General features: G+C 50.4%; 20 protein-coding genes and 1 other annotated feature. Of the genes, 12 read left to right on the forward strand and 8 right to left on the reverse strand.

The window, feature by feature from the left end; genetic code table 11:
• Nucleotides 1-7: 7 nt before the first annotated feature.
• Nucleotides 8-1,123 carry an aminopeptidase gene (locus ACNA6I_RS00515; RefSeq protein WP_048007428.1) on the reverse strand — a complete coding sequence of 372 codons (1,116 nt, stop codon included), beginning with the start codon at nucleotides 1,121-1,123 and terminating at the stop codon, nucleotides 8-10.
• 196 nt (nucleotides 1,124-1,319) lie between these two features.
• Here ACNA6I_RS00515 and ACNA6I_RS00520 point away from each other — a divergent pair, with 196 nt between their 5' ends.
• The 4 genes from ACNA6I_RS00520 to ACNA6I_RS00535 all read left to right on the forward strand — a co-directional run bounded on the left by ACNA6I_RS00520 (nucleotide 1,320) and on the right by ACNA6I_RS00535 (nucleotide 3,293).
• Nucleotides 1,320-1,811 (forward strand): DUF948 domain-containing protein, encoded by a 492-nt coding sequence (locus ACNA6I_RS00520; RefSeq protein ID WP_048007429.1) that lies wholly within the window; start codon nucleotides 1,320-1,322, stop codon nucleotides 1,809-1,811.
• Nucleotides 1,812-1,818: 7 nt separating this feature from the next.
• Nucleotides 1,819-2,265: a YtxH domain-containing protein gene (locus tag ACNA6I_RS00525; protein ID WP_416312768.1), complete on the forward strand. Its 447-nt coding sequence runs from the start codon at nucleotides 1,819-1,821 to the stop codon at nucleotides 2,263-2,265.
• Between the two features lie 88 nt (nucleotides 2,266-2,353).
• Nucleotides 2,354-2,668 (forward strand): bacillithiol system redox-active protein YtxJ, encoded by a 315-nt coding sequence (gene ytxJ, locus ACNA6I_RS00530; RefSeq protein WP_416312769.1) that lies wholly within the window; start codon nucleotides 2,354-2,356, stop codon nucleotides 2,666-2,668.
• A gap of 133 nt (nucleotides 2,669-2,801) precedes the next feature.
• Nucleotides 2,802-3,293, forward strand: a complete 492-nt coding sequence (locus ACNA6I_RS00535) for a YtxH domain-containing protein (protein ID WP_048007431.1) — start codon at nucleotides 2,802-2,804, stop codon at nucleotides 3,291-3,293.
• A 71-nt stretch (nucleotides 3,294-3,364) separates the two neighbouring features.
• On the opposite strand, the gene ACNA6I_RS00540 is transcribed toward ACNA6I_RS00535, so the two are convergent.
• The gene (locus tag ACNA6I_RS00540; RefSeq protein WP_416312770.1) at nucleotides 3,365-5,515 is read right to left on the reverse strand and encodes a cell division FtsA domain-containing protein; all 2,151 of its coding nucleotides are present in this window, start codon (nucleotides 5,513-5,515) and stop codon (nucleotides 3,365-3,367) included.
• 203 nt (nucleotides 5,516-5,718) lie between these two features.
• Between ACNA6I_RS00540 and ACNA6I_RS00545 the strand changes: the two genes are divergently transcribed.
• The 5 genes from ACNA6I_RS00545 to helD all read left to right on the forward strand — a co-directional run bounded on the left by ACNA6I_RS00545 (nucleotide 5,719) and on the right by helD (nucleotide 12,136).
• Nucleotides 5,719-6,795 (forward strand): bifunctional 3-deoxy-7-phosphoheptulonate synthase/chorismate mutase, encoded by a 1,077-nt coding sequence (locus ACNA6I_RS00545; RefSeq protein WP_252264971.1) that lies wholly within the window; start codon nucleotides 5,719-5,721, stop codon nucleotides 6,793-6,795.
• Between the two features lie 271 nt (nucleotides 6,796-7,066).
• Nucleotides 7,067-8,065 carry a catabolite control protein A gene (gene ccpA, locus ACNA6I_RS00550; protein WP_048012698.1) on the forward strand — a complete coding sequence of 333 codons (999 nt, stop codon included), beginning with the start codon at nucleotides 7,067-7,069 and terminating at the stop codon, nucleotides 8,063-8,065.
• 99 nt (nucleotides 8,066-8,164) lie between these two features.
• The gene (gene motP, locus ACNA6I_RS00555; protein ID WP_063190676.1) at nucleotides 8,165-8,974 is read left to right on the forward strand and encodes a flagellar motor protein MotP; all 810 of its coding nucleotides are present in this window, start codon (nucleotides 8,165-8,167) and stop codon (nucleotides 8,972-8,974) included.
• Nucleotides 8,975-9,011: 37 nt separating this feature from the next.
• The gene (locus ACNA6I_RS00560) at nucleotides 9,012-9,617 is read left to right on the forward strand and encodes an OmpA family protein (protein ID WP_048007478.1); all 606 of its coding nucleotides are present in this window, start codon (nucleotides 9,012-9,014) and stop codon (nucleotides 9,615-9,617) included.
• A gap of 188 nt (nucleotides 9,618-9,805) precedes the next feature.
• A complete protein-coding gene (gene helD, locus ACNA6I_RS00565) occupies nucleotides 9,806-12,136 on the forward strand; it encodes an RNA polymerase recycling motor HelD (RefSeq protein WP_416312771.1) in 2,331 nt (776 codons plus the stop codon).
• 124 nt (nucleotides 12,137-12,260) lie between these two features.
• On the opposite strand, the gene ACNA6I_RS00570 is transcribed toward helD, so the two are convergent.
• Genes ACNA6I_RS00570 through ACNA6I_RS00580 form a run of 3 tightly spaced genes read right to left on the reverse strand, consistent with a single transcriptional unit; the run spans nucleotide 12,261 to nucleotide 14,734 of the window.
• Complete coding sequence (locus tag ACNA6I_RS00570) at nucleotides 12,261-13,442, reverse strand: acetoin utilization protein AcuC (protein WP_416313201.1); 1,182 nt, start codon at nucleotides 13,440-13,442, stop codon at nucleotides 12,261-12,263.
• The gene (locus ACNA6I_RS00575; protein ID WP_252264969.1) at nucleotides 13,436-14,083 is read right to left on the reverse strand and encodes an acetoin utilization AcuB family protein; all 648 of its coding nucleotides are present in this window, start codon (nucleotides 14,081-14,083) and stop codon (nucleotides 13,436-13,438) included. Before ACNA6I_RS00575 ends, ACNA6I_RS00570 begins: the two co-directional genes overlap by 7 nt.
• 18 nt (nucleotides 14,084-14,101) lie before the next feature.
• Nucleotides 14,102-14,734, reverse strand: coding sequence for a GNAT family N-acetyltransferase (locus tag ACNA6I_RS00580; RefSeq protein ID WP_416312772.1), 633 nt, complete (start codon nucleotides 14,732-14,734; stop codon nucleotides 14,102-14,104).
• Nucleotides 14,735-14,974: 240 nt separating this feature from the next.
• Between ACNA6I_RS00580 and acsA the strand changes: the two genes are divergently transcribed.
• Nucleotides 14,975-16,693 (forward strand): acetate--CoA ligase, encoded by a 1,719-nt coding sequence (gene acsA, locus ACNA6I_RS00585; RefSeq protein WP_048007440.1) that lies wholly within the window; start codon nucleotides 14,975-14,977, stop codon nucleotides 16,691-16,693.
• 43 nt (nucleotides 16,694-16,736) lie between these two features.
• On the opposite strand, the gene ACNA6I_RS00590 is transcribed toward acsA, so the two are convergent.
• Complete coding sequence (locus tag ACNA6I_RS00590; RefSeq protein ID WP_048014846.1) at nucleotides 16,737-19,667, reverse strand: transglycosylase domain-containing protein; 2,931 nt, start codon at nucleotides 19,665-19,667, stop codon at nucleotides 16,737-16,739.
• Nucleotides 19,668-19,812: 145 nt separating this feature from the next.
• Nucleotides 19,813-20,025: a binding site (T-box leader), on the forward strand.
• A gap of 52 nt (nucleotides 20,026-20,077) precedes the next feature.
• Here ACNA6I_RS00590 and tyrS point away from each other — a divergent pair.
• Complete coding sequence (gene tyrS, locus ACNA6I_RS00595; RefSeq protein WP_416312773.1) at nucleotides 20,078-21,340, forward strand: tyrosine--tRNA ligase; 1,263 nt, start codon at nucleotides 20,078-20,080, stop codon at nucleotides 21,338-21,340.
• Nucleotides 21,341-21,405: 65 nt separating this feature from the next.
• Here tyrS and ACNA6I_RS00600 read toward each other — a convergent pair whose 3' ends face one another.
• On the reverse strand, nucleotides 21,406-21,594 hold the full coding sequence (locus ACNA6I_RS00600; RefSeq protein WP_048007443.1) for a hypothetical protein: 189 nt from the start codon (nucleotides 21,592-21,594) through the stop codon (nucleotides 21,406-21,408).
• A gap of 404 nt (nucleotides 21,595-21,998) precedes the next feature.
• On the opposite strand from ACNA6I_RS00600, the gene ACNA6I_RS00605 reads away from it, so the two are divergent.
• Nucleotides 21,999-22,238 (forward strand): hypothetical protein, encoded by a 240-nt coding sequence (locus ACNA6I_RS00605; RefSeq protein ID WP_048007444.1) that lies wholly within the window; start codon nucleotides 21,999-22,001, stop codon nucleotides 22,236-22,238.
• Between the two features lie 116 nt (nucleotides 22,239-22,354).
• Here the strand turns inward: ACNA6I_RS00605 and rpsD are convergent, their stop codons facing one another.
• Entirely contained in the window at nucleotides 22,355-22,957 is a 603-nt protein-coding gene (gene rpsD / locus ACNA6I_RS00610) for a 30S ribosomal protein S4 (RefSeq protein ID WP_048007445.1), read from the reverse strand.
• Between the last annotated feature and the right edge of the window lie 130 nt (nucleotides 22,958-23,087).

Below are 23,087 nucleotides of genomic sequence, written 5' to 3' on the forward strand. Positions count from 1 at the left end.
ATTTTGGTCATTTCAAGTTTTCGGGATTCAATCCTTCAAGTTCCGGGATGACGAACCGTCCATCTTTCCTGATGAGCACGTCATCAAAATAGATTTCTCCTCCACCATATTCAGGACGCTGGATCATGACCATGTCCCAATGGATATTGGAATGGTTGCCGTTATATGCATCCTCATAGCATTCACCAGGGGTGAAATGGAAGCTGCCGTCGATCTTCTCATCAAAGAGGATGTCCTGCATCGGATGCTGGATGAACGGGTTGACGCCGATGGCGAATTCACCCACATAGCGTGCTCCTTCATCCGTATCGAAGATCTTGTTGATCCGGTCCGAATCATTTGCTTCCGCCTCGACGATCTTCCCATCCTTGAACGTGAGCTTGACGTTTTCGAATGTGAAGCCGTTATAAGGCGATGGCGTGTTATAGGAGATCACGCCGTTGACGGAGTCTTTCACCGGGGCGCTGTACACTTCCCCGTCAGGAATATTCAACCGGCCCGCGCATTTGACCGCTGGTATATCTTTGATGGAAAACGTCAGGTCAGTGCCTTCCCCCGTCAGGCGTACGCGATCCGTCCTGTTCATGAGATCGGCGAGGCTGTCCATGGCCGCATCCATCTTGCTGTAGTCGAGGTTGCATACATCGAAGTAGAAATCCTCGAACGCTTCTGTGCTCATTTTGGCAAGCTGGGCCATGGATGAAGTCGGATAGCGGAGCACGACCCATTTTTTCTTCGGTACACGGATCTCCCTGTGGACCTTCTTGCCGATGGTGTTGCCGTGGATCCTCATCTTCTCATCAGGTACATCGGACTGCTCGTTGATGTTCTCTCCCGAGCGCAGACCGATGTAGGCATCCATCTGCTCCATCTTACGGGCTTCGAAGTCCGCCATCATGTCGTACTGTTCTTCCTGTGCACCCATGAGGAGGGAGCGGTCGACAGCTGCATCCTTCAGTGTGACGAACGGGTAGCCGCCTGCTTCATAGGCTTCCTTCACAAGGGCTGTGACGAGTTCGCGCTCAAGTCCGAAGTTTTCGATCAGCACCTTTTCGCCGGGTTGGAGCTGGACGGAGTAATTGATCAGGTTCTTTGCTAGTTTCTGGATCCTTGGATCTTTCATTGTGTTTCCCCCTAGGTATGTATTCCTTTCTATTTTACCCCAAATCCTTCATCCATGCGCCATCTGCCGTTTTGAATAGACAGATATTTTTTTGAAAGTAAAAAGAGGAATTAAGAGAGAAAAGGAAGAAATACTAGTATAATGTTTAATGAATTCATATAAGGGTAAAGAATTTCTATATACGGAGGTGTAGCAGATGGAAATCATTCTTTATCTTAGTGTCGCAGTTATTGCGGTGGCGTTCTTCGTCCTTGTGATCAGCCTCATGAAGACATTGAAGTCCCTAGGGACGACGCTCGACAGTGTGTCGACGACCCTGAACGGCCTGGAAGGGCAGCTGCAGGGAATCACGAAAGAGTCTACTGAATTGCTACATAAAACGAATCTTCTGGCAGAGGACATCCAAAAGAAATCCGAAGACTTGAATACGGTCGTTTATGCAGTGAGGGATGTCGGACATTCGATCCAGAACCTTAATACGTCTGTGAAGAAGGTCAGCACGAACATCTCGTCTGAACTCGAACGTAATCAAGGCAGGATTTCCCAGGTGGTTCAGTGGGGCAACGCGCTGATGGAACTGAGGGGCAAGTGGAAAGAGCGGAAGGCGGTTGAACAACCTCCCGTACCTGTTTCCGATGACATCGGCGCAAGGGAAAAAATGATAAAAAGAGCTAGATCTTATAATTGAGAGGGGAATGAACATTATGACACAGCAGTACAATCAGCAAAATCCAAATCAAACGAATGACAGCAACATCAATTCAAAAGATTTCATCATCGGCACGTTGATCGGCGGTATCGTCGGAGCTGCAACAGCTCTTCTGCTCGCTCCAAAATCCGGTAAAGATCTTCGCAGCGATATCAACGAACAGGCAGGCGCCTGGAAAGAAAAGACGAGCCAGTGGAAAGACACGGCCGTTGAAAAGAGCAACGAATTGGCTGCAGCTGCCAAGGAGAAGTCTTCTTCTTTGACGAAGACGGTTCAAGAGCAGTCCAACCAGGTAGTTGGCAAAATCAAATCATATCGCTCTGGCAGTGCAGAAGGTCAGGAAGAAGTCCCTGCAGAAACGGACGATGTGAATCAAAAGCTTGAAGAAACGAAAAAAGCCTTTGATGAAACAGAAAAAACATACAATAACTGATTTCGTAAACGCGTGATCATTGATTGAAGGAACGGTGAAGTGATATGATGACTTCACCGTTTTTATTATGCTGAAAGGAAGTTGAAAAATGAAAAAGATAGAAACCGTACAAGAATTTGAAAATCTCACAGACAGTCAATCCCGCTTCTTCTTCATGAAGCACAGTCTGACATGTCCGATCAGCGGCAATGCGTTCAATGAGTACCAGTCGTTCTTAAACAAGCATGGGGAAGAAGAGGGGTATTACCTGGCTGTTCAGGAAGCGAAGGAACTATCCAATCATATAGCGGAGAAATTCGGCATCAAGCATGAGTCTCCTCAAGCCTTCCTTTTCATCGACGGGAAACCGGGATGGAATGCTTCCCACTGGAACATTACAGAGAAGGAACTTGATAAACTATAATCTGCATCGAACAAAAAAGCCTATAAGGGCTTTTTTTGTTTTCACGGTGACTGACGCGCTTGTGCCAGGGTTTACTTTCTTGTCGAGAGGGAAAAGGTTTATATAACGAATATTCAAGGAGGAACCCAATCCAATGAATTCAACGAGAACCCGTTCGAGAAGTGGAAAGTTGATGAAAGGCATCATGCTCGGCGCGGCAGTAGGCGGAGCCATTGCCATGCTGGACTCAGGCACCCGACGGAGGGTGGCGACGAAGACGACGTCATGGAAGGATTCAACCATGGGCATGGTGGATCGTGTAAGGGAGGATCCATCCGGGGTGATGAATGATTGGCAGGGACGCCTGAAGTCAGCCTCCGCTGTTCTGAAGGACGCCATCAATGACGCGCAAGCCCTGTACGAAAGAGTCAGTGATGATATTATCGAACCGGTTAAAGAACAGTCTTCAGAGCTCATCGCATCGACTAAGGACGCCGCAGAAGACCTTCAGGACATCGGTATGAAGGTGAAGGAAGCGGGTGAAGAAATCAGGGAGGATCAAGGGACTCCAACTGTTTCATCCGATCAAGGGTCGGTTCATCCGGTTGATCGACCAAGCCCTGTTCCGGGGAAAATCGGTTCATGATAAGCTAGGCCCTATAATGAGTAAAACGCCGCAGACCCCATTACAGGGATCCGCGGCGTTTCATTTTGACCCTATCGGACTTTGATTTCAGGCCAGACGATCTCTAATAGATCACCGTCCCTGATTTCTTCAAAGAAGGTGGTTTCCAGTTTGTTTCTCAAGAGGAGGAAGCTCCCCCGCGTATTTGTCGGCATGTCGATTTCCACGAAATTAAACACATCCTGAAAGATGAATGGAGACGTTTCCGACTCTTGGATCATGAGTTCATCCCCTGAGAATACGAGGTCTTCACCGGATAATTCCTTCCCATTCCTTTTCACGGTGGCAAAGACCTTTTCGAGTCGTACATCTTCCCCGTTGAAAGAGATGGTAATCGACTTTGTCAGCACCATCTTCTTTTTGATCAGGAGATGTTCGAGGGTAGGTTGGGCCGGAGCTTCGAATGAGATGCGATCCAGATTGTGGATCATGGCAGTCGGTTTTACTTCCTGTCCGTTACGTAACAGCTTCCCGTTAAAAGCAGGGAAATACGTCTCTTTTCCATTCAAGGAGAGGTGGAATGGTCTCAGGGAGGAAATCCAATCATGGTATCCGAGCTGCGAAAGGGCATCTGCGACCGTCTCGATAAAGGTGATGTCAATGGTATCCCCGTCTTTCAGTACGGTATCTTTCCCGGCAGGGTAACCGTTTAGCGTGATTGCCGGTTCGAGGTGGAGTTCCCGATCTTGAAGGTAGATCCGCTTACCTGAACCCGCATCCATGAGTTCTCCTATGGTCACAATGGCTTCGTCGCCATCCCTCCCCTTTTCGACAAGGAGGCGATCCTGATTCCCGACTCCGTCGTCAAATGAACAGGCCTGATCGTTTTTGAAAAGGGAAGGGGGCTCTCCGTGACTTCCGGGGAGGGAGAGGGTCTGCCCGTTGACCGTGACGGAAATTGCCTTCCCGGGCTTGCCATGAAGGTCCTGAACTTTGACGCCTGCCGAGAGGATGCAGTCTCCCACCGTCAGATTTTTCACTTCGAACATCCGAACGGCATGCCCGTTCACATCCACCGTCACATATTGGACGGGGGTCTCCTTTGCAGCGATGGCAATGCCGATGGGGGTGACCAGCTCGGGACCTTTCAACATATGCCCCTGAAGCTTCACGCGCTGGATGGCTTCCACTCCCCTGACTGCTGCGCGGTTTTCCGGCAGGCCGAGGACAGCGGCGAGCTTGGAGGGAAGTCCAGGTGTCAGGCTGCCACCACCTACGAGCATCACTGCCTGCGGTGCCTTCATGTTGTTCAAACGAAGGATTTCCTCCGAAATCTCGTTTGCCAGGCGATCAATGGAAGGGCCGATGCGAGACAGCACCTCTTCGGTTGGAATGACGGTTTCAAATCCGAGAATATCCGTCACTTCGATGGAAGGACAATCATGGAGCTGCCGCTTCGCCTTTTCTGCAAGGGGGAAGTCGAGGAGCAGGTCCCGGCTGAGTGCTTCCGTGATTTCATCCCCGGCTGTCGGCACCATGCCATAGGCCGTGACCGTCCCGTGATTCGTCAGGGCTACATCCGATGTTCCGGCGCCGACATCGACGAGAGCGACATTCAGCCTTCGCATGGAAGGCGGTATCAGGACGTTGATGGCTGCGATCGGTTCAAGGGTTAGGGCTTCCAATTCCAGTCCCGACCGGTGAAGTGCCGCAAGCAGTGAATCCACGACCACCCGCGGAAGGAAGGTGGCGATGATCTCCACGCTCGCTTCATCCCCCTGTTGGTCGATGAGGCTGCCGATCTCTTCGCCGTCCAGACGGTAGTAGAGCACTGAGTATCCCACACAATAATAGTGATGACCGGCATCTTCCCCGGCAGCTTTCGCCTGTGCCTCCTGGACAGCCCCGAGTTCAAGATGGAGGACGTCGTCTTTTTTGAGGAGCGGTTTGCCTTTGATGGCCGAGGTAATGGAGGCCGTTTCGGTCCTCAGGGCCCTTCCGGCAGCCGCGACGCATACTTTACTCAGAGGACCGTGGACATCTTCGAGACGGCTCTTGATCGAGGTTATGACGGCAGCTACTGCAGGTACATCGTGGATCTGTCCGTCCAGCATGGCCCGCTCCCGGTGCTCCTCTATTAAAATATCACTCACCTGAAAATGGTCTTCCATTTCTTCCATGATGATGCCCACCACTGAGCGGGTACCGATGTCCAGTGCAAAGATTTTTTGATTTTTTTTCACCAATTATTCACCTGCTTCAGCCCAGTCTCATAGTATACTTACATACTTTAACGCTTAAAAGCGTTTAATCAAAAAAGAATTTCTTCGTGACATTTGAGATATGTTCTATTATAATAAGTTTCAACATCAAAAATGTATCATACTTCCTTAAAACTATAACAGGTTTTACGTATGAACAGGAAAAAAAGAAAGGGTGCTGTATTGTGAGTAATCAAGAGCTCGATCAATTAAGGAATCAAGTCGACGAACTGAATCTGAAACTACTGGACATCATCAATGAGCGGGCCAAGCTCGTTCAAGAAATCGGGCGTGTCAAGGAGACTCAAGGAGTATACCGCTATGATCCTGTTCGTGAACGTGGAATGTTGAACCTGATCAAAGAAAACAATGACGGTCCGTTGAAGGACTCGACTGTTGAACATATTTTCAAGGAAATATTCAAAGCTGGCCTTGAACTTCAGAAGGATGACCATTCGAAGGCCCTTCTCGTTTCCCGTAAAAAGAAACCGGAAGATACCATCGTGAATATCAATGGGGAAGCCATCGGGGATGGAAATCCTCATTTCGTATTCGGTCCATGTGCCGTGGAATCTTACGAGCAGGTGGCGGAAGTGGCGAAAGCCGTCAAAGCAAAAGGCCTGAAGCTTCTCCGCGGGGGAGCATTCAAACCGAGGACATCCCCTTATGACTTCCAGGGACTTGGAATGGAAGGCTTGAAGATCTTGAAGAAGGTGGCCGATGAGTACGGCTTGGCCGTCATCAGCGAAATTGTCAATCCGGCCGATATCGAACAGGCTGTCGAGTACATCGACGTCATCCAGATCGGTGCCCGCAATATGCAGAACTTCGAACTCCTGAAAGCAGCCGGGTCTGTTAAAAAGCCGGTCCTATTGAAACGCGGTCTTTCTGCAACAATCGAGGAATTCATCAATGCGGCTGAGTACATCATTTCACAAGGGAATGGAGACATCATCCTATGTGAGCGCGGAATCAGGACGTATGAGAAAGCAACCCGTAACACCCTTGATATCTCCGCGGTGCCGATCCTGAAGCAGGAAACGCATCTTCCGGTATTCGTAGACGTGACCCACTCCACAGGACGCAGGGACCTCCTTCTCCCGACAGCCAAGGCAGCCCTTGCCATCGGTGCAGACGGCGTCATGGCAGAAGTGCATCCGGACCCGGCCGTCGCCTTGTCCGATTCTGCCCAGCAGATGGATCTCGACCAATTCGATACATTCTACAATGAAGTATTCAAAGGAAGAACAATCACAGTATAATCAAGGAAGAAATGGACGGATCCTCCTTATGAGGGTCCGTTTTTTCCGTTTTCATGGAATTTTTTTCACAAATTGATGCAGAGTCATTGCAGGAATAAATATACTATCGTATGATTATGTACGTGATTGCAGATAAATATACTGTATACACTAATCGAACTTATGAGTGGATGGTAACTTGTGCATAATGTAACAAAGTCCTGTAATCGCTCTCCAGGTTTATTTGGTGTAAAATAAGGTAAATGGTTATGAGTAAAGGAGCGTGTTTGCAATGAACGTGACAATATATGACGTAGCAAGAGAAGCAAATGTATCAATGGCCACGGTTTCACGTGTGGTCAATGGAAATCCCAACGTTAAGCCTGCGACAAGGAAGAAGGTACTTGAGGTCATCGATCGACTCGGCTACCGTCCGAATGCGGTTGCGCGTGGTCTCGCGAGCAAGAAGACGACGACTGTCGGAGTCATCATCCCTGATATCTCCAACATCTTCTACGCGGAGCTTGCCCGGGGGATCGAAGACATCGCCACCATGTACAAATACAACATCATCTTGAGCAACTCTGATCAGAATGCAGAGAAGGAGCTTCATCTCCTCAATACGATGCTCGGGAAACAAGTGGACGGCATCCTGTTCCTCGGTGGACATATTTCTGAAGAACATGTGCAGGAATTCGAGCGTTCACCAGTGCCGATCGTCCTTGCTGGAGCGGTTGAAGAGACGAATAAAGTCCCTTCCGTCAACATCGATTACAAAGCGGCGACTTACGATGCCGTCAAGGATCTCCTCGATAAGGGGCATGAACGAATCGGATTCGTAAGCGGTCCGTTCCATGACACCATCAATATGAAATTCAAGCTTGAAGGCTATCGTGAAGCCCTTGCACAAGCGGGAATCGAATACGATGATGAACTGGTCATCGAAGGGGAATACACGTATGATTCAGGACTTGAAGCGTGGCAGAAGTTCTCTGAGCTGTCGGACAAGCCGACTGCAGTTTTCGTAGGCAATGATGAAACGGCCCTCGGTGTCGTACACGGAGCGCAGGATGCGGGTGTTTCCATTCCGGATGAAGTGGAAATCATCTCGTTCGATAATACAAGGCTTGCCCTCATGGTGCGTCCGCAGCTCACGTCCGTCGTGCAGCCGCTTTATGATATCGGTGCCGTGGCCATGAGACTCTTGACGAAATACATGAACAAGGAAACGGTCGATGAAGCAGCCGTTGTACTTCCTCACCGCATTGAATACAGAAATTCAACCAAATAATGCTGTAAACTGGTTAGATAGGTCTGGAAGGCTGATCCTGCCTTCCGTCCTCTTTTGACCGGAAGGCAGGATTTTATTTTTTTTGCAGGGAGAGTCATGATGAAGAAGCTTGATATGCTTACACCTTTAGGCGTCGTTTTGGGGATTGTATTCGTCGGTGTTGCCATCCTTACCAATGCAGGTCCCGATAGTTTTGGGTCCTTTATCAACATTCCGTCCATCCTGGTGGTCATCGGCGGCTTGATCGGAGCCATGCTGGTCAGCTTTTCCTTCAATGAACTGAAGCAGCTGGGAAGAGTGATGGCAGAGTCGTTCAGGGTGCAGGAACATGATACACAAGGCTTGATTTCCACATTTGTATCCCTTTCTGACAAAGCGAGAAGGGAAGGGCTTCTTTCCCTGGAAACCGAGGTCGAAGAAATCCGTGATCCATTCATCAGGAAGGGAGTCCTTCTGGCCGTGGATGGAATCGAATCGGATGTCATCACGGATATCCTGAATACCGAGATCATTGCCATTGAAGAGCGTCATCGCAAGAATAAGAGACTGCTAGATAAAGCAGGGGAATACGCCCCTGCATGGGGGATGATCGGAACTCTGATCGGACTCGTCCTCATGCTCCAGAACCTCAGCGACCCGTCATCCCTCGGACCCAATATGGCCGTTGCCCTGCTGACGACCCTGTATGGGACGCTCCTTGCGAACCTGGTCTTCATCCCCATGGCATCGAAGCTTGCCATGAAGACTGAAAAGGAAGTGTTCATGAAACAGATCGTCATCGAGGCCGTGATGGGCCTTCAATCAGGGCAAAACCCGAGGGTCCTTGAAGAAAAATTGACGGTCTTCCTGTCAGGTGAAGAGCTGCATACATATCGATTGAAGGATCGTGATTCCGTTGATGAAGCGTAGGGGTAAGGAAGAAGAATCCCCCCGGACTCCTGCCTGGATGGTCACATTTTCGGATATGGTCACCCTGATCCTCGTATTTTTCATCCTGCTTTTCTCCATGTCGCAGATCGATAAGGGGAAGTTCGAGTCCATCGTGGATTCTTTTCAGGGTGCGTCCATCATTCCGGATGGGAGTACAAGTGATCTTGATGTGGTCCTGAAAGATGTGAAGGCCTATCTGAAGGAACATGATATGGAGGATGCCATCAAGGCTGAGCGGACGGACAGGGGTGTCGTCCTCGTTCTTCAAGAGCAGGCCCTTTTCGAAACCGGGGATGCCGAAGTCCTTGACTCTGCCTTTCCGTTCCTCGATATGGTCGCAGGGCTCCTTGAAGAACTGCCGAACAAGGTGGACGTGGAAGGACATACCGATAATCGCCCCATCTCTACCTACCGCTATCCATCGAACTGGGAACTTTCAACGGCCAGGGCCAGCAGTGTCATCCGGTACCTGGTGAACGAAAATGGACTGGATCCTGAGCGGTTCATCGCCATCGGCTACGGAGATACCATGCCTGTGGAACCGAATGATTCCGATGCCCATATGCAGAAGAATCGCAGGGTGGAGATCATCGTGACCGACCCGGCATACAAAGAAAACTAAAAAAAGAGTGGCGTTCATTTTCATGAACGCCACTCTTTTTTTGTATTGTCACCAAACGGATTATGTGATAAAGTTAGATAGATATGCGCTGTTGTTTAATTTAGGTATTAGTTATCCTTATTATAATTATACAGTGCAAACACGATTCGTGTCAACCCTTATCTAAAAGATTCCGAGGAGTGAATGCTATGAATGCCGAGTACAGAAAAGAGCAACGTCGTGTCGATCATGTGCTGGAGGAGATTAACGGTGAAATTGAAAAATTAAAAGAAGAAACCTCCAGGCGCAAACAGGAAGTGATTCACACGCGTAAACATTTCTGGGATGAAGTCAAGGTGAATACGGACAGCTTCGATGACTACCTGGAGACAATCATCGGTCTTCGCCAGGAGGCTCAGGCCCTGTCCTCCAGTCAGAGCAGCCACAGGCATGCCTCTAAACGCCTGTCCACTCTCGAGAGAATGAAAAAAATTCCATACTTCGGACGGATCGATTTCACAGAGGACGGAAATGAATCAGAGGAAAAGGTCTATATCGGCGTCTCGTCCCTCACCGACGAAACCGGTGAGAATTTCCTGATCTATGATTGGAGGGCGCCGATCTCAAGCGTCTATTATGATGATCAGCCTGGGCCAGCTGCTTATGATACACCCGGTGGGGTCATCAAGGGAGAATTGAACGGGAAGTGGCAGTACCTCATCCGTGAGGGAGTACTTGAATCCCTTTTCGACACCAGTCTCACCATCGGGGATGAGATCCTTCAGCAGGTCTTGGGAAGAGGAAAAGATCAAAAGATGCACAGCATCGTAGCGACCATCCAACAGGATCAAAACCGGATCATCCGGCATGACCAGGGCAGGCTCCTCATCGTCCACGGGGCAGCCGGTAGCGGGAAGACGTCGGCCGCCCTTCAGCGGATCGCTTATCTTCTCTACAAGTACAGGGATCGCATCGATGCGGATCAGATCGTCCTCTTCTCCCCGAACTCCCTGTTCAGCCGGTACGTCTCCAATGTCCTGCCGGAGCTTGGGGAGGAAAATATGCATCAGGTCACCTTCCAGGAATACCTGGATCACCGGCTCGGTGATTCTTTTGCTGTGGAGGATGCGTATGATCAGCTTGAGTTCGTCCTTGGCGGTCAAGGTGAACCCTTTTATGCTGAGAGGCTTTCTGCCATCGGTCATAAGGCTTCTAAAGCCTTTATCCAGTCGGTCCTTGCATATCGGAGCACATTGGATACAGACGGCATGACGTTCAAGGATATCGTCTTCAGGGGTGAACCGGTGGTGACGGCAGGGGAAATCCGCGACCGGTTTTATCAAACAGCCCTGGATCTCAAGTTTTCGAATCGACTGGAAGCCTTGCAGGAATGGATCTTGAAGAAGCTGAAGGAGGTAACGCGCCGGGAGAGAAGGAAGCCATGGGTGCAGGATGCCATGGAAATGCTGAGTGAACACGCCTATCACAATGCGCGGACTCATCTCGCACTGAGGAAGGGGTATGAACGTGAAGAGGTGGGGGACTACGAGGTCGAGCCCGATCAGTTGGCCCGGTTGATTGTCCAACAGAAAATGAAGCCGGTGCGCACCTATGTCAGGGAATTCGGATTCATTGACTTTGTGGCCATTTACAAAGCCCTTTTTAACACCCTCGTTCAAGAAGAAGAGACCCATTGGAAAGGCATCGGCGCATTGACGGCAAAAGCCATCGATGACGGGCGCCTGTACCATGAAGATGCCACCCCATTCCTCTTCTTGAAAGAATTGATCCTGGGCTTCCAGATCAATAGCTCGGTCAGGCATCTTGTCATTGATGAGGCCCAGGATTATTCACCGTTCCAGTTCGAGTTTTTGAAGCGCATGTTCCCCGCTGCCAGGATGACGATCCTCGGTGACTTCAATCAGGCCATCTTCTCCCACGCCAGCGGGCAAGCGGATTTCCGCATGCTGACAGGGCTGTATGGTGAAGGGGAAACAGACACCATAAGCCTCAAGAGGAGCTACCGGTCGACGAAACCCATCATAGAATTCACCCGCACGCTCATTCCTGATGGTGAAGCCATCATCCCGTTTGATCGAAGTGGAGAAACACCATCACTTGATCGGGTGTCAAACCGGGCCGGACTGCATCAGGCCGTCCGCTCAAAAGTCGATCATTACCGTGAATCGGGCCATGAGAGCATCGCCATCATCTGTAAAACGGCGAGAGAGAGCGCGGAGGCATTCAGTGCCCTTTCCGATCTTGGTGATGTCACCCTTCTCACGAAAGGGACGCTTGAACATGATCAGGGTGTCGTGATCGTACCAGCGTACCTTTCCAAAGGCATCGAGTTCGACGCCGTCATCATCTATGATGCATCAGAGGACTGTTACGGGACAGAAGATGTGCGCAGGCTCTTCTACACCGCCTGTACACGGGCCATGCATGAACTGCAGGTCTACACCATGGGGGAACCGAGTCCCTTCATGGAAAACGCCATCACAGAGGGTCTGATCAGGACCGGGGATAGTGTGCGATAATGGAAAAATCCGATTCCTTTTTAGGGGAATCGGATTTTTTGTTGTTCCTTGTTTCCTTTCAAAAAGGAAGAATCCTGACCTATAATCAAAAATACGCAGCAGTCGATCTGCTGCGTGCATGTCTTCAGCCAGTTTCATGACCCGCTCCTTTTCCCAACTGCTGCCGGATCGGGTAGAGGGCCTTATCCACATTCTGCTTATTTTTCTCTGTGATCTCTGTCTTCCTGGGAATGGGTGTGTAAATTCCCGGCGGATCCATCCAGTCCCTAGGGAGCGTGATACCGGATTTCGTCTTCCAGCGATCATACCAGGTGGAAGGAAGGGAGCCTCCGACGGTCCTTCCCGTCATTTCAAGCCAGATGAACGACCATGCCCTGGGCACCACCCGCCATATGTCGTATCCACCTCCGCCTACGGCAATCCATCTCCCGTCACAGTACGTGTGGGCAAGTTCGTGTGCGATCCTGGGGATTTCACGGTACGTCTTCATGGTGGTGGAAAGATGGGTGAGGGGATCATAATAATGGGCATCCGCTCCGTTCTGGGTCAGTATCACATCCGGTTTGAAGAACTCGGCTACCTCCCGGATCGCGGATTCATAGGCATCCAAGAATGACTCATCCTCGGTGAACGCATCAAGGGGGATGTTGAAGGAGTATCCATAGCCCTTCCCGTGTCCCCGCTCATTCACATTTCCCGTACCCGGGAACAGATAGCGTCCCGTTTCATGCAGGGAGAGGGTGCAGACATCGGGATCATCATAAAAGGACCACTGAACCCCGTCTCCGTGGTGGGCATCCGTATCCACATAGAGGACCCTTGCTTTGTACTTTTCCTGAAGGTATCGTATGGCGACGGAGCTATCATTGTAAATGCAGAAGCCCGATGCCTTTCCTTTGAACCCGTGGTGAAGGCCTCCTCCGAGATGAAGGGCGTGCTTGGCCTTGCCGCTCATCACCTGATCGACCGCTTCCAGGGTACCGCCCACCAGGAAGGAGCTGGCCTCGTGCATGCCCGGGAAGATCGGCGTATCCTCGGTGCCGATTCCATAGCTCTCTGCCTGCTCGGGGGGAAGTTCCCCTTTACCGGCTTTCTTGATGGCCTGGACATAGGCCGCATCATGGTTCAATTGGAGCTCTTCCACCGTGGCGGCCCGGGGCTTGACGATTTCATCCTCTTCAATGGCACCGGATTCCCGGAGCAGATCCAGGGTGAGGGTCAGGCGCATCTGGTTGAAAGGATGGTTATCGGAGAAGCGGTAGCCGAGTAGGTCATCCGAGTAAATGAAGACGGAATCCTTCATGATGGCATTCCCGGCATGTTCGGCCATAACACGCTGTATCCTTCCTGTTTGATCTCCTCGATGACGCGGGTGGGATTCATCGTCTGGACGCGGAAGACAAGGACCTTCTGCTGCTCATCCTGTTTATCGGGATACACAAGGACACTCAGGATGTTCGCATTATGCTTGCGGATGATCCCGGCCACTTCGTAAAGGATGCCTGCCCGGTGAGGTACCTTCACTTCGATCTGGGACCCCGGCTGATTCGCCCCGGTCAATTGGGTGAGGGTATAAAGCAGGTCGGTTTCCGTAATGATCCCGACCAGCTTGTCGGCCTTCAGGATCGGGAGGCAGCTGATGCGGTGCTCATAAAAGAGCGCGGCCACTTCTTCGACGAAATCCAGGGGATGCCCGGTGATGACCTGCTGCTGCATGATCTGCCTGACAGGGTTCTTCAATGTGAAATCAGCAGATTGTTCATTGAGGATCGACGGTGCAGCGTCTTTGACGTCCCTGTCGCTGATGATCCCGAGTATCTTCATCTCATCATCCACAATCGGGATATGCTTGATTTTCTTTTCCCTCATGAGTCTGATGGCGGTTTCGATTGAGTCATCCGGTCTGAGCGTTTCTACGTTTGATTTCATGATCTCTTCAATGATCATGGTCGCTTCCCCCTTTGGCTAGTACATAAAACGATTCATGAAGCGGAGCTGATCGAACTGTTGGATGGAGTCGGGGTCCACGCGCTCCCCGATACGCGCCATGAGGCAGTTCGCGGGATGGGAGCTGATCTCCGGGTCATCCGTCGCGAAATATTCCAATCCTCCTGCGTTCATCATCTTCTCCATCACTTTCCGGTATTCCCACACATTGAGACCCGTCCCCTTCAGGTCCCAGTGCCAATAATATTCGGTTGTGATGATGATGAAATCCTCCATATGGTCATCCATCATGGATACCTTCAGGAGGGTCTTGCCGACGGATGCCCCGCGGAACTTCGGGATCACTTCAATCGCACCGAGCTCGATGAGATTCTTCATCTTTCCCTGCGACCAGCGCTCCAGGGGATCCGGGTAGAGATATGTAACATAGCCCACGATCTGGTTCTCATCCCGTGCGATGATGATCCTTCCTTCCGGGAGCTGGGCGATTTCGATCAGGGCTTTATGCTGCTGCGGAGCAGGCCTGAATGCGGTCAGGTCTTCATGGAAATCGAGTTTGGCCAGCTCTTCGAACGAGATGGGTCCCTCGACGACGATCCTGCCTTTAGTTGTCTTAAGTTCTGTTGCATTATAGGTCATTTTTAATTCCATGTGGCCACCACCTATTGAATTTCCTCAGTATCAGTATACATGAAAGAGATAGCGCTTTCATGACTTTTCTATCATTCTATCACCAATCGTTATTCTGGAATATTTTAAGAAGCTCGCCAGATCAACGTTTGCCGTCATCTTTCCTTCATTCTTCTCTAGTCTCATTTTTTAAAAAATTGAGAATATATTATATTTATACTATAATGGAAATGTCATTTCATTCACAAGGGGGATATGTCGATGAAAGTGGAAGCGCTACCAGTAACGAAGGGGGATTATAATCTCGCAGATTATGATCAAGCATATGAATCATTTGATTGGAAAGAGGTAGAGAAGGAATTTTCATGGTCAGAAACCGGCCGGGTCAATTTGGCTCATGAAGCCATCGACCGTCATGCGGAGACCCACCGTAAAAATAAGGTGGCCCTGTACTACCGGGACCCTGAGCGGAATGAAAAATATACGTTTGCCGATATGAAAAAGCTGTCCAACCAGGCAGCGAATGTACTGAAGAACTTCGGGGATGTAGAAAAGGGGGACCGGGTGTTCATCTTCATGCCACGGTCACCTGAACTTTATTTCAGCATCCTTGGCGCCATCAAGCTCGGTGCCATTGTCGGTCCATTATTCGAAGCCTTCATGGAAGGAGCGGTCAGGGATCGTCTCGAGGACAGCGGAGCCAAGGTGCTTGTCACCACTCCGGAGCTCCTGGAGCGGGTGCCTGTGGATCAACTGCCCCAATTGAAACATGTATTCCTCATCGGGGATGGGGTCAAGGAAGATGATGTGCACATCGACTTCATGGCGAAGTTCAAGGATGCCTCGAAGAAGCTATCTGTCGAGTGGGTGGACAGGGAGGATGGATTGATCCTTCACTATACGTCGGGTTCAACCGGGAAACCGAAAGGCGTGCTTCATGTCCATAATGCCATGCTCCAGCACTATCAGACATCGAAATGGGTCCTCGACCTTCAGGAGGAAGATGTGTACTGGTGCACCGCAGATCCCGGGTGGGTGACAGGGACATCGTACGGAATCTTCGGTCCGTGGCTCGCCGGCGCCTCGAATGTCATCGTCGGTGGCCGCTTCAAACCCGAGCATTGGTATAAAACGATTGAAGACTACGGTGTCACCGTATGGTACAGCGCCCCGACTGCATTCCGCATGCTCATGGGGGCAGGGGATGAGATCGTGAAGCAATTCGATCTTGGCTCCCTCCGTCATATCCTGAGCGTCGGGGAACCCCTGAATCCGGAAGTGGTGCGCTGGGGGATGAAGGTGTTCAATCTTCGTATCCATGACACGTGGTGGATGACGGAAACGGGCGGGCAGCTCATCTGCAACTACCCGAGCATCGAAGTCAAGCCGGGGTCCATGGGCAAGCCGTTCCCTGGTGTGAAGGCTGCAATCGTCGATGATCAGGGGAACGAACTGCCGCCGAACCGGATGGGGAATCTTGCCATCAAAAAAGGCTGGCCGTCCATGATGCGCCAGATCTGGAATAACCCGCAGAAATATGATTCCTACTTCATGCCGGGTGACTGGTATGTATCGGGGGACTCCGCCTACATGGATGAAGAAGGATACTTCTGGTTCCAGGGCCGTGTCGATGATGTGATCATGACGTCGGGTGAGCGCGTCGGTCCGTTTGAAGTGGAGAGCAAACTCGTTGAGCATCCGGCAGTCGCAGAAGCCGGCGTGATCGGGAAGCCCGATCCGGTCCGCGGGGAAATCATCAAGGCGTTCATCGCCCTCCGCGACGGGTATGAGATCAGTGATGAGCTGAAGGAAGAAATCCGCACCTTCGTCAAAAAAGGACTCGCTGCCCACGCAGCACCCCGTGAAATCGAGTTCCGGGATAAGCTTCCGAAGACCAGGAGCGGTAAGATCATGAGGCGCGTCCTGAAAGCATGGGAGCTCGATCTCCCGACTGGTGACCTGAGTACGATGGAAGATTGATAGCGAAGAAAGGCCCCCTCATCTCGGATGAGGGGGCCTTTCTTTATTCTTCTGCCGGCTTATCGGGTTCGGCAGGGGGATCTGGTTTTTCTTCAGCCGGCGGATCAGAGGAATCGTCTGATTGACCATCATCTGTCTCCTCCGGCTTTTTCGGTTCATCCGGTTTTTCCGGCTTTTTCTCTTCCGGTTTTGCGTTCGTCGGTTTTGCCTTCGGCTTCGAACTGCCGATCTGGACCGTGTTGGATGGCTTGGACTCTTTTCCTGCCACATCCACAGCAACGACGTAGTAAGAACCATTTCCTACGCTTGCCGATAAAGAGCCCCCGGACTTGACGCTTGCCACCTTCTTACCTGATGAACTGTATACGCGGTAGCCGACCACATCACTGCTTCCGGACGATGTCCAGGAAACGGAGCTGCCGCCTGCGGAGGCTTTTACTCCTCCAGGGGCCTGACCATCATCAGACAGTTTATTCTCGGCGACGAGGACGTTCTTGAAGCGTGCGTCTCCGTCTGGGATGAGCTTGCTGGCATCCCCTGGTACCTTGCCGAAGATCCTCTTGACGAAGTCGGGATTCAGGATGACCCCCTGTTCGGCGAACTCGTCAGGCGTTTCCGGTAAGGCCATATACTTCTTGCCACCTGCGACGACGTACTTGCTCATCACGAGGCTGTCATCGGTCTTCGTCGGCACATATTTGGCATTGAACAGATCGGTCTTCACCAGACCGGCTTTGCTGCATGCCTCGGAAGGAAGCATGCCTGAGATCGAGCAGTACGAACGTCTTACGATCCCGTCCGGTTCCTTGAATGACTCATCGGGATCGATCAGTTTCGGATCAAGGTCCCTCGTGTCATTCAGCAGTCGGGCCCAAAGGCGGATCGTACGCTGTCCATAATGGCCATAGATGGCATCGGAATCAGGTGTCTTCAGTGGAGAAGGCTGATCATATCCAAACCAGGTACCGAATGTGATGCTCGGATTGGATGCAACGAACCATGAATCATGGTAATCCTGACTTGTGCCCGATTTTCCTGCCCAGTCGGAGGAGAAATTCAGGAACTGCTTGGCGTAGCGTCCTGTCCCAAGGCTGTAATCCAGTGTATCCCTCATCATATCCAAAGTCAGATAGGCGGTCTGAGGGCTGAAGACGTCGACCGGTTTCGACTTATGTTCATAAACCGTTTTTCCATCGGAATCCTCGATTTTCTCAATCATATACGCATCAACGAACTTTCCACCGTTTGCGAAGGTGGTGTAGGCATTGACGTTTTCTTCCACCGTTACTCCCTGAGAAGCTGCTCCCAGGGTAAGGGCAAGGTTATTATCCCGTTTTGTAAGGGAATCGAAGCCCATTTTCATCAGGAATTGATTGAACGGATCGCGGTCATAGATATTGATGTAATTCCGTGCAGCCGAGATATTCAAGGATTCGGCAAGGGCGTAGCGTGCCGGATACAGCCCCTTCTCATTGAAGGAGTAGTTCTTCGGTGACCAGGCTGCTCCGCTACCGCTTGCAGCGGAGAATTCCACATCAGGGATCGGTGTCCCTGGCGAAATCGTTCCATATTCAAGGGCAGGTGCGTAAGAGAGGAGAGGTTTCATCGTCGAACCGTTGGAACGATGGGAATGGGTGGCGTGGTTGGTCTGCTCCAGTTTGAAGTCCCTTCCACCCACGAAACTGATGATCCGTCCGCTCTTGTTCTCGATCATGATGGCACCGACCTGAACGGGTTCTTCCACGGTTTCTTCTTTTCCGGTCTCTTCATTGGTCACGGTTTTTGTTTTGGTGATCCCGTACATATTGTACTCGTCTTTCGTTTTTTGCATCTGATCGTAAATCTTTTTGTTGATCGTCGAGTGGATCTTGTATCCACCGGAGCGGATCTTGCGGTCAGCCTGGATTTTGTATTCCTTCGTCAGCTTATCGCTATTTTCCAGGTCTTCTTTAGAATAGCCGTCCTTTTCGGCAAGGACTTCTGTCAAGATCTCGATGGAGCGCTCTTCCAGTTCGGCCATGAGCCAAGGATACTTTTCCTGTGGAGATTTTTTCTTCTTGATGAAATCCTTCTTCAAGTCGTAGGCGACCGCTTCATCATATTGCTTCTTTGTAATGTACCCTTCGCGATGCATCCGGAACAGCACGGTGTTTTTTCGCTTCAATCCAGCTTCCAGGTCTTCCTTCAGCTCACCCCGATTGGTATAGGGCGTGTAGGTGAAGGGCGCTTGTGGAAGCCCTGCGATGAAGGCGGCTTGCGGAAGGGAAAGATCTTTTGCTTTCACACCGAAGATCCCCTCGGCAGCAGTCTCGACGCCGGCAATATTCTGACCTGATGAATTCCGGCCAAGAGTGGCCATATTGAGGTAGGCCTCCAAGATCTCTTCTTTGTCGAAGAATCGCTCCAGCCTCATGGCAAGGAGGATTTCTTTTGCCTTCCGTTCGAAGGACACTTCATTCGTGAGGATCTGGTTTTTGATGAGCTGCTGGGTGAGTGTGCTTCCGCCTGATTGGGTGGAGGAATTGGTGAATTCCTGCATGACTGCCCGCACGATGGCTTTCGGTACCACTCCGTCATGCTCTTCGAAGTACTCATCCTCCGTTGCGATGACGGCATGCTGCAGGTCCACCGATACATCCTTCAGCTTCACTTCTTCACGCTCGAGGTCGGTGCGGAGCTTTCCGAGATACACATCATCGGCAAAGTAGAGCTGGGAGGTTTCTTCATAGTTATAGATATCATCTTTCATTTCTTCATAGGGACGCAGAGGCTCATCTTTGACCAGGGAGGCAAAGTAGCCGGCCCCGACTCCACCGGCGAAGGCAAAACCGAGGACGGCCGTGACCATGATGATCAGCAGCAGGTTCCACAGCACTCCATATGTAATCCGGGTCCGCTTTTGGAATGTCGGACTTCGGAAAGGCTTCAGTATAGGATCTATTTTGTCGAGAAATAATTTCCATTTTTCGTTCATTTATTCATCCCCTCCAGAACATTCCCATTATAGCATAATAGGGTGAATGCGGTCGGAAAAAGTGGAAAAAAGTCTGACGGCTGAAGGGGGAGTCGTTGACTATTCGGGCGGAATATGATAAAAACCATATAGAGTGAATGAAAAATGTTAGGCAATGATGGGAACGAGTAGTTTGTGTTTTCCGTAACAGCCAGAGAGCCGATGGGTGGTGAAAATCGGCACGGCACGCAGACGAATTACCTCCCGGAGCTTTTGTTGTGAACCCAAGTAGCAGCAAACGGTAAGAGCCGTTATTTCAAAAGAGTGAAGGACAGCTTGTCCTTAATTTGGGTGGTACCGCGCGAACAGCGTCCCTGCATATTTGTGCAGGGGCTTTTTTTATGCGCTAAACGATAAGGAGGAATGGAAAAATGGAATTATTGAAGGATTTGGACTGGAGGGGCATCACGTACCAGCAGACGGATGCAGAAGGACTGGAGAAACAATTGGAGAAGGAAAGCATCTCGATCTACTGCGGGATCGATCCGACGGCAGACAGCATGCATATCGGTCATCTTCTGCCGTTCCTGACCCTGCGCCGCTTCCAGAATGCGGGTCATCGTCCCCTCGTGCTTGTCGGTGGGGCAACGGGCCTCATCGGGGATCCGAGCGGGAAAAGCGAAGAACGGAAGCTGCAGACCGTTGAAGCGATCCAGGGAAATGTAGCGAGCATCAAGGTTCAGCTTGAAAGCATCTTCGACTTCGAAGGTGAAAACGGAGCCGTGATGGTGAATAACTATGATTGGATCGGGTCCATGGATGTCGTGACCTTCCTTCGAGACTTCGGGAAGAATGTCGGCATCAACTACATGCTTGCCAAAGACACGATCTCATCCCGTCTTGAATCCGGGATTTCGTTCACGGAATTCACCTACACGATCCTTCAGGCGATGGACTTCAATCACCTGTACGATCACTACAACTGCAAGCTTCAGATCGGAGGGAGCGACCAGTGGGGGAATATCACGACCGGTCTTGAAATGATCCGTAAAACGCATGAAGAGGAAACGAAGGCGTTTGGATTCACGATCCCGCTTGTAACGAAAGCAGACGGAACGAAATTCGGTAAAACCGAAAGCGGTGCGATCTGGCTCGATCCGAAAAAGACGTCACCGTACGAGTTCTACCAGTTCTGGATCAACACGGCGGATGCCGATGTGGTGAAATACCTGAAGTACTTCACCTTCCTCTCCCATGAGGAGATTGATGCACTTGCTCAGTCCGTTGAATCAGAGCCTCATCTGCGTAAAGCCCAAAAAGCCCTCGGTGAAGAAATGACGAAGATGATCCACGGCGAAGAGGCCCTTGCCCAGGCCATCCGGATCTCGGCGGCATTGTTCAGTGGAGATATCAAATCCCTATCTGCGGATGAAATCCTTGAAGGCTTCAAGGACGTACCGACGGTCGAAGCTTCAGCTTCTGACGAGATCGGCCTTGTCGACCTCCTCGTCGATGCGAAGATCTCCCCATCTAAACGCCAGGCACGCGAAGATGTCGGCAATGGAGCGATCTACATCAACGGTGAACGCACGACGGACCTTCACCACGTCATGGGGGCAGAGGACAAAATTGAAAACAAATTCACCATCATCCGGAGAGGGAAGAAGAAATACTTCCGTATCCAATATGTGTGAATGAACGAAAGTTAATATGAAGAAGGACTTCCCGGGATGGGAAGTCCTTTTTGCGTCATCCGACGTTACGACAGCCATGCCGCGATCGTATCGCTATATTCAACGATTGCCAGTGCGGCGGCCAATGAGACGGACGAGCCGATCATCCAGATTGCCGTGCGTTTCTTCTGGCGTGCGTTGAGTTTTTTGTCGTTCATGACAGAACCCAACACCGTCGAAAGGGCGATAAGCCCTAAACAAAGCCATAGGGTCATTGCATCACCTCCTATACGGACGAGTCATTACCCTCATCCTGCAGCGTTTTTTACTGAAATTACCTGATTTCATTTTAGCATACATGCCAATCGAGAGGAGGGGAATGGAGTGAGGCATCGATCGTTCTCATGTGCTCTCACTAGAGAGGGATGTCATCAGCGCATTGAGGATCTGCTTCCCCAGCCGGAAGATTTCTACGGGGGTACCCTTTCTTGCAGGCAGAACCTATATATAAGATAGGAGATCAGGTGGATGGGGCATGGGCATATGGAAGAATGAAGACATGATGATCGATGGCGTTGCACGGAAAAGATGTCAGAGGAGGATTTGTTTTCTTCCTTACAAATCTCAACGCTGTATCCTATTGAAACGCCTTGTGAAATGGATGTGAAAGACTTATGAAATGGATGTAAAAGAGAAATGGAATGAAGATGGAAACATAAAGAAGAACTTAAAGATCGTAAAGATTGTGAAGAAGGAAAAGAAGATTGATGATATGTGCGCGAGGCTCAGGGTTGCAGGGGATGGCGGAAATGGAGGCGCTGAAGAACCGGAAGTTGATCATGAGCTGTCAGCCATGGTGGAGAAGAGGGATCCGGTAGTGGGGATGCATAGGATAGCGGAAGCGTGCTGGAAGAGGTGATTATTTGCATAACACTAGACTAGGGGACAATGGGATTCTCGTCCGGTGACGTTTTCCAAACAGAAAAAATCCCCTGAAACGTTGAAAACAACATTCCAAGGGACTCTTTTTGCTCATTAACGAGAGTAGAACTCAACGATAAGAGCTTCATTGATTTCAGCTGGTAGTTCAGAACGCTCAGGAACGCGTGTGAATGTACCTTCAAGCTTGTCAGCATCGAAAGTAAGGAATTCAGGAACAAAGCTGTTCACTTCCATCGCTTCTTTGATGATGTCAAGGTTGCGTGATTTTTCACGAACTGAGATGACTTGTCCTGGTAGTACGCGGAAAGATGGGATATCTACGCGTGAACCGTTCACTGTTACGTGACCGTGGTTGACAAGCTGACGAGCTTGACGACGAGTACGGGCAAGACCAAGACGGTACACAACGTTATCAAGACGGCACTCAAGTAGCGCCATGAAGTTTTCACCGTGCTTACCTTGTAGTTTGCCAGCTTGATCGAACAAGTTGCGGAATTGACGCTCAGTTACTCCGTACATGTGACGAAGTTTTTGTTTCTCTTGAAGTTGAAGACCATACTCAGAGATTTTTTTACGTTGGTTAGGACCATGTTGTCCTGGAGCGTAAGGACGCTTTTCTAGTTCTTTACCCGTTCCGCTTAGAGAGATTCCAAGACGACGGGATAGTTTCCAGCTTGGGCCAGTATATCGAGCCATGAATGACTCCTCCTTTATTGTTTTTATTTTGTTGTAAAATAAAAACACCTGTGAACAGCCAATATGTGCATTTTGTTTTCATGTACCTTCGCCCTAGCAGCAGCGGGTTACGAGATACACCTCGTGGTAA

This window comes from Rossellomorea sp. FS2 (assembly GCF_047915635.1).
In the GTDB taxonomy this organism is placed as follows: Bacteria; Bacillota; Bacilli; order Bacillales; family Bacillaceae_B; genus Rossellomorea; species Rossellomorea marisflavi_A.

Bases quoted from the DNA above. Each gene is read 5' to 3' on its own strand.
- ACNA6I_RS00520 (WP_048007429.1), top strand. From the start codon at position 1,320: ATGGAAATCATTCTTTATCTTAGTGTCGCAGTTATTGCGGTGGCGTTC.
- ACNA6I_RS00600 (WP_048007443.1), bottom strand. From the start codon at position 21,594: ATGACCCTATGGCTTTGTTTAGGGCTTATCGCCCTTTCGACGGTGTTG.
- ACNA6I_RS00605 (WP_048007444.1), top strand. From the start codon at position 21,999: ATGGATGTAAAAGAGAAATGGAATGAAGATGGAAACATAAAGAAGAAC.
- ACNA6I_RS00575 (WP_252264969.1), bottom strand. From the start codon at position 14,083: ATGATCATTGAAGAGATCATGAAATCAAACGTAGAAACGCTCAGACCG.
- ccpA (WP_048012698.1), top strand. From the start codon at position 7,067: ATGAACGTGACAATATATGACGTAGCAAGAGAAGCAAATGTATCAATG.
- ytxJ (WP_416312769.1), top strand. From the start codon at position 2,354: ATGAAAAAGATAGAAACCGTACAAGAATTTGAAAATCTCACAGACAGT.
- ACNA6I_RS00590 (WP_048014846.1), bottom strand. From the start codon at position 19,667: ATGAACGAAAAATGGAAATTATTTCTCGACAAAATAGATCCTATACTG.
- ACNA6I_RS00580 (WP_416312772.1), bottom strand. From the start codon at position 14,734: ATGGAATTAAAAATGACCTATAATGCAACAGAACTTAAGACAACTAAA.
- rpsD (WP_048007445.1), bottom strand. From the start codon at position 22,957: ATGGCTCGATATACTGGCCCAAGCTGGAAACTATCCCGTCGTCTTGGA.
- ACNA6I_RS00515 (WP_048007428.1), bottom strand. From the start codon at position 1,123: ATGAAAGATCCAAGGATCCAGAAACTAGCAAAGAACCTGATCAATTAC.
- motP (WP_063190676.1), top strand. From the start codon at position 8,165: ATGAAGAAGCTTGATATGCTTACACCTTTAGGCGTCGTTTTGGGGATT.
- ACNA6I_RS00560 (WP_048007478.1), top strand. From the start codon at position 9,012: ATGGTCACATTTTCGGATATGGTCACCCTGATCCTCGTATTTTTCATC.
- helD (WP_416312771.1), top strand. From the start codon at position 9,806: ATGAATGCCGAGTACAGAAAAGAGCAACGTCGTGTCGATCATGTGCTG.
- tyrS (WP_416312773.1), top strand. From the start codon at position 20,078: ATGGAATTATTGAAGGATTTGGACTGGAGGGGCATCACGTACCAGCAG.
- acsA (WP_048007440.1), top strand. From the start codon at position 14,975: ATGAAAGTGGAAGCGCTACCAGTAACGAAGGGGGATTATAATCTCGCA.
- ACNA6I_RS00525 (WP_416312768.1), top strand. From the start codon at position 1,819: ATGAACATTATGACACAGCAGTACAATCAGCAAAATCCAAATCAAACG.
- ACNA6I_RS00535 (WP_048007431.1), top strand. From the start codon at position 2,802: ATGAATTCAACGAGAACCCGTTCGAGAAGTGGAAAGTTGATGAAAGGC.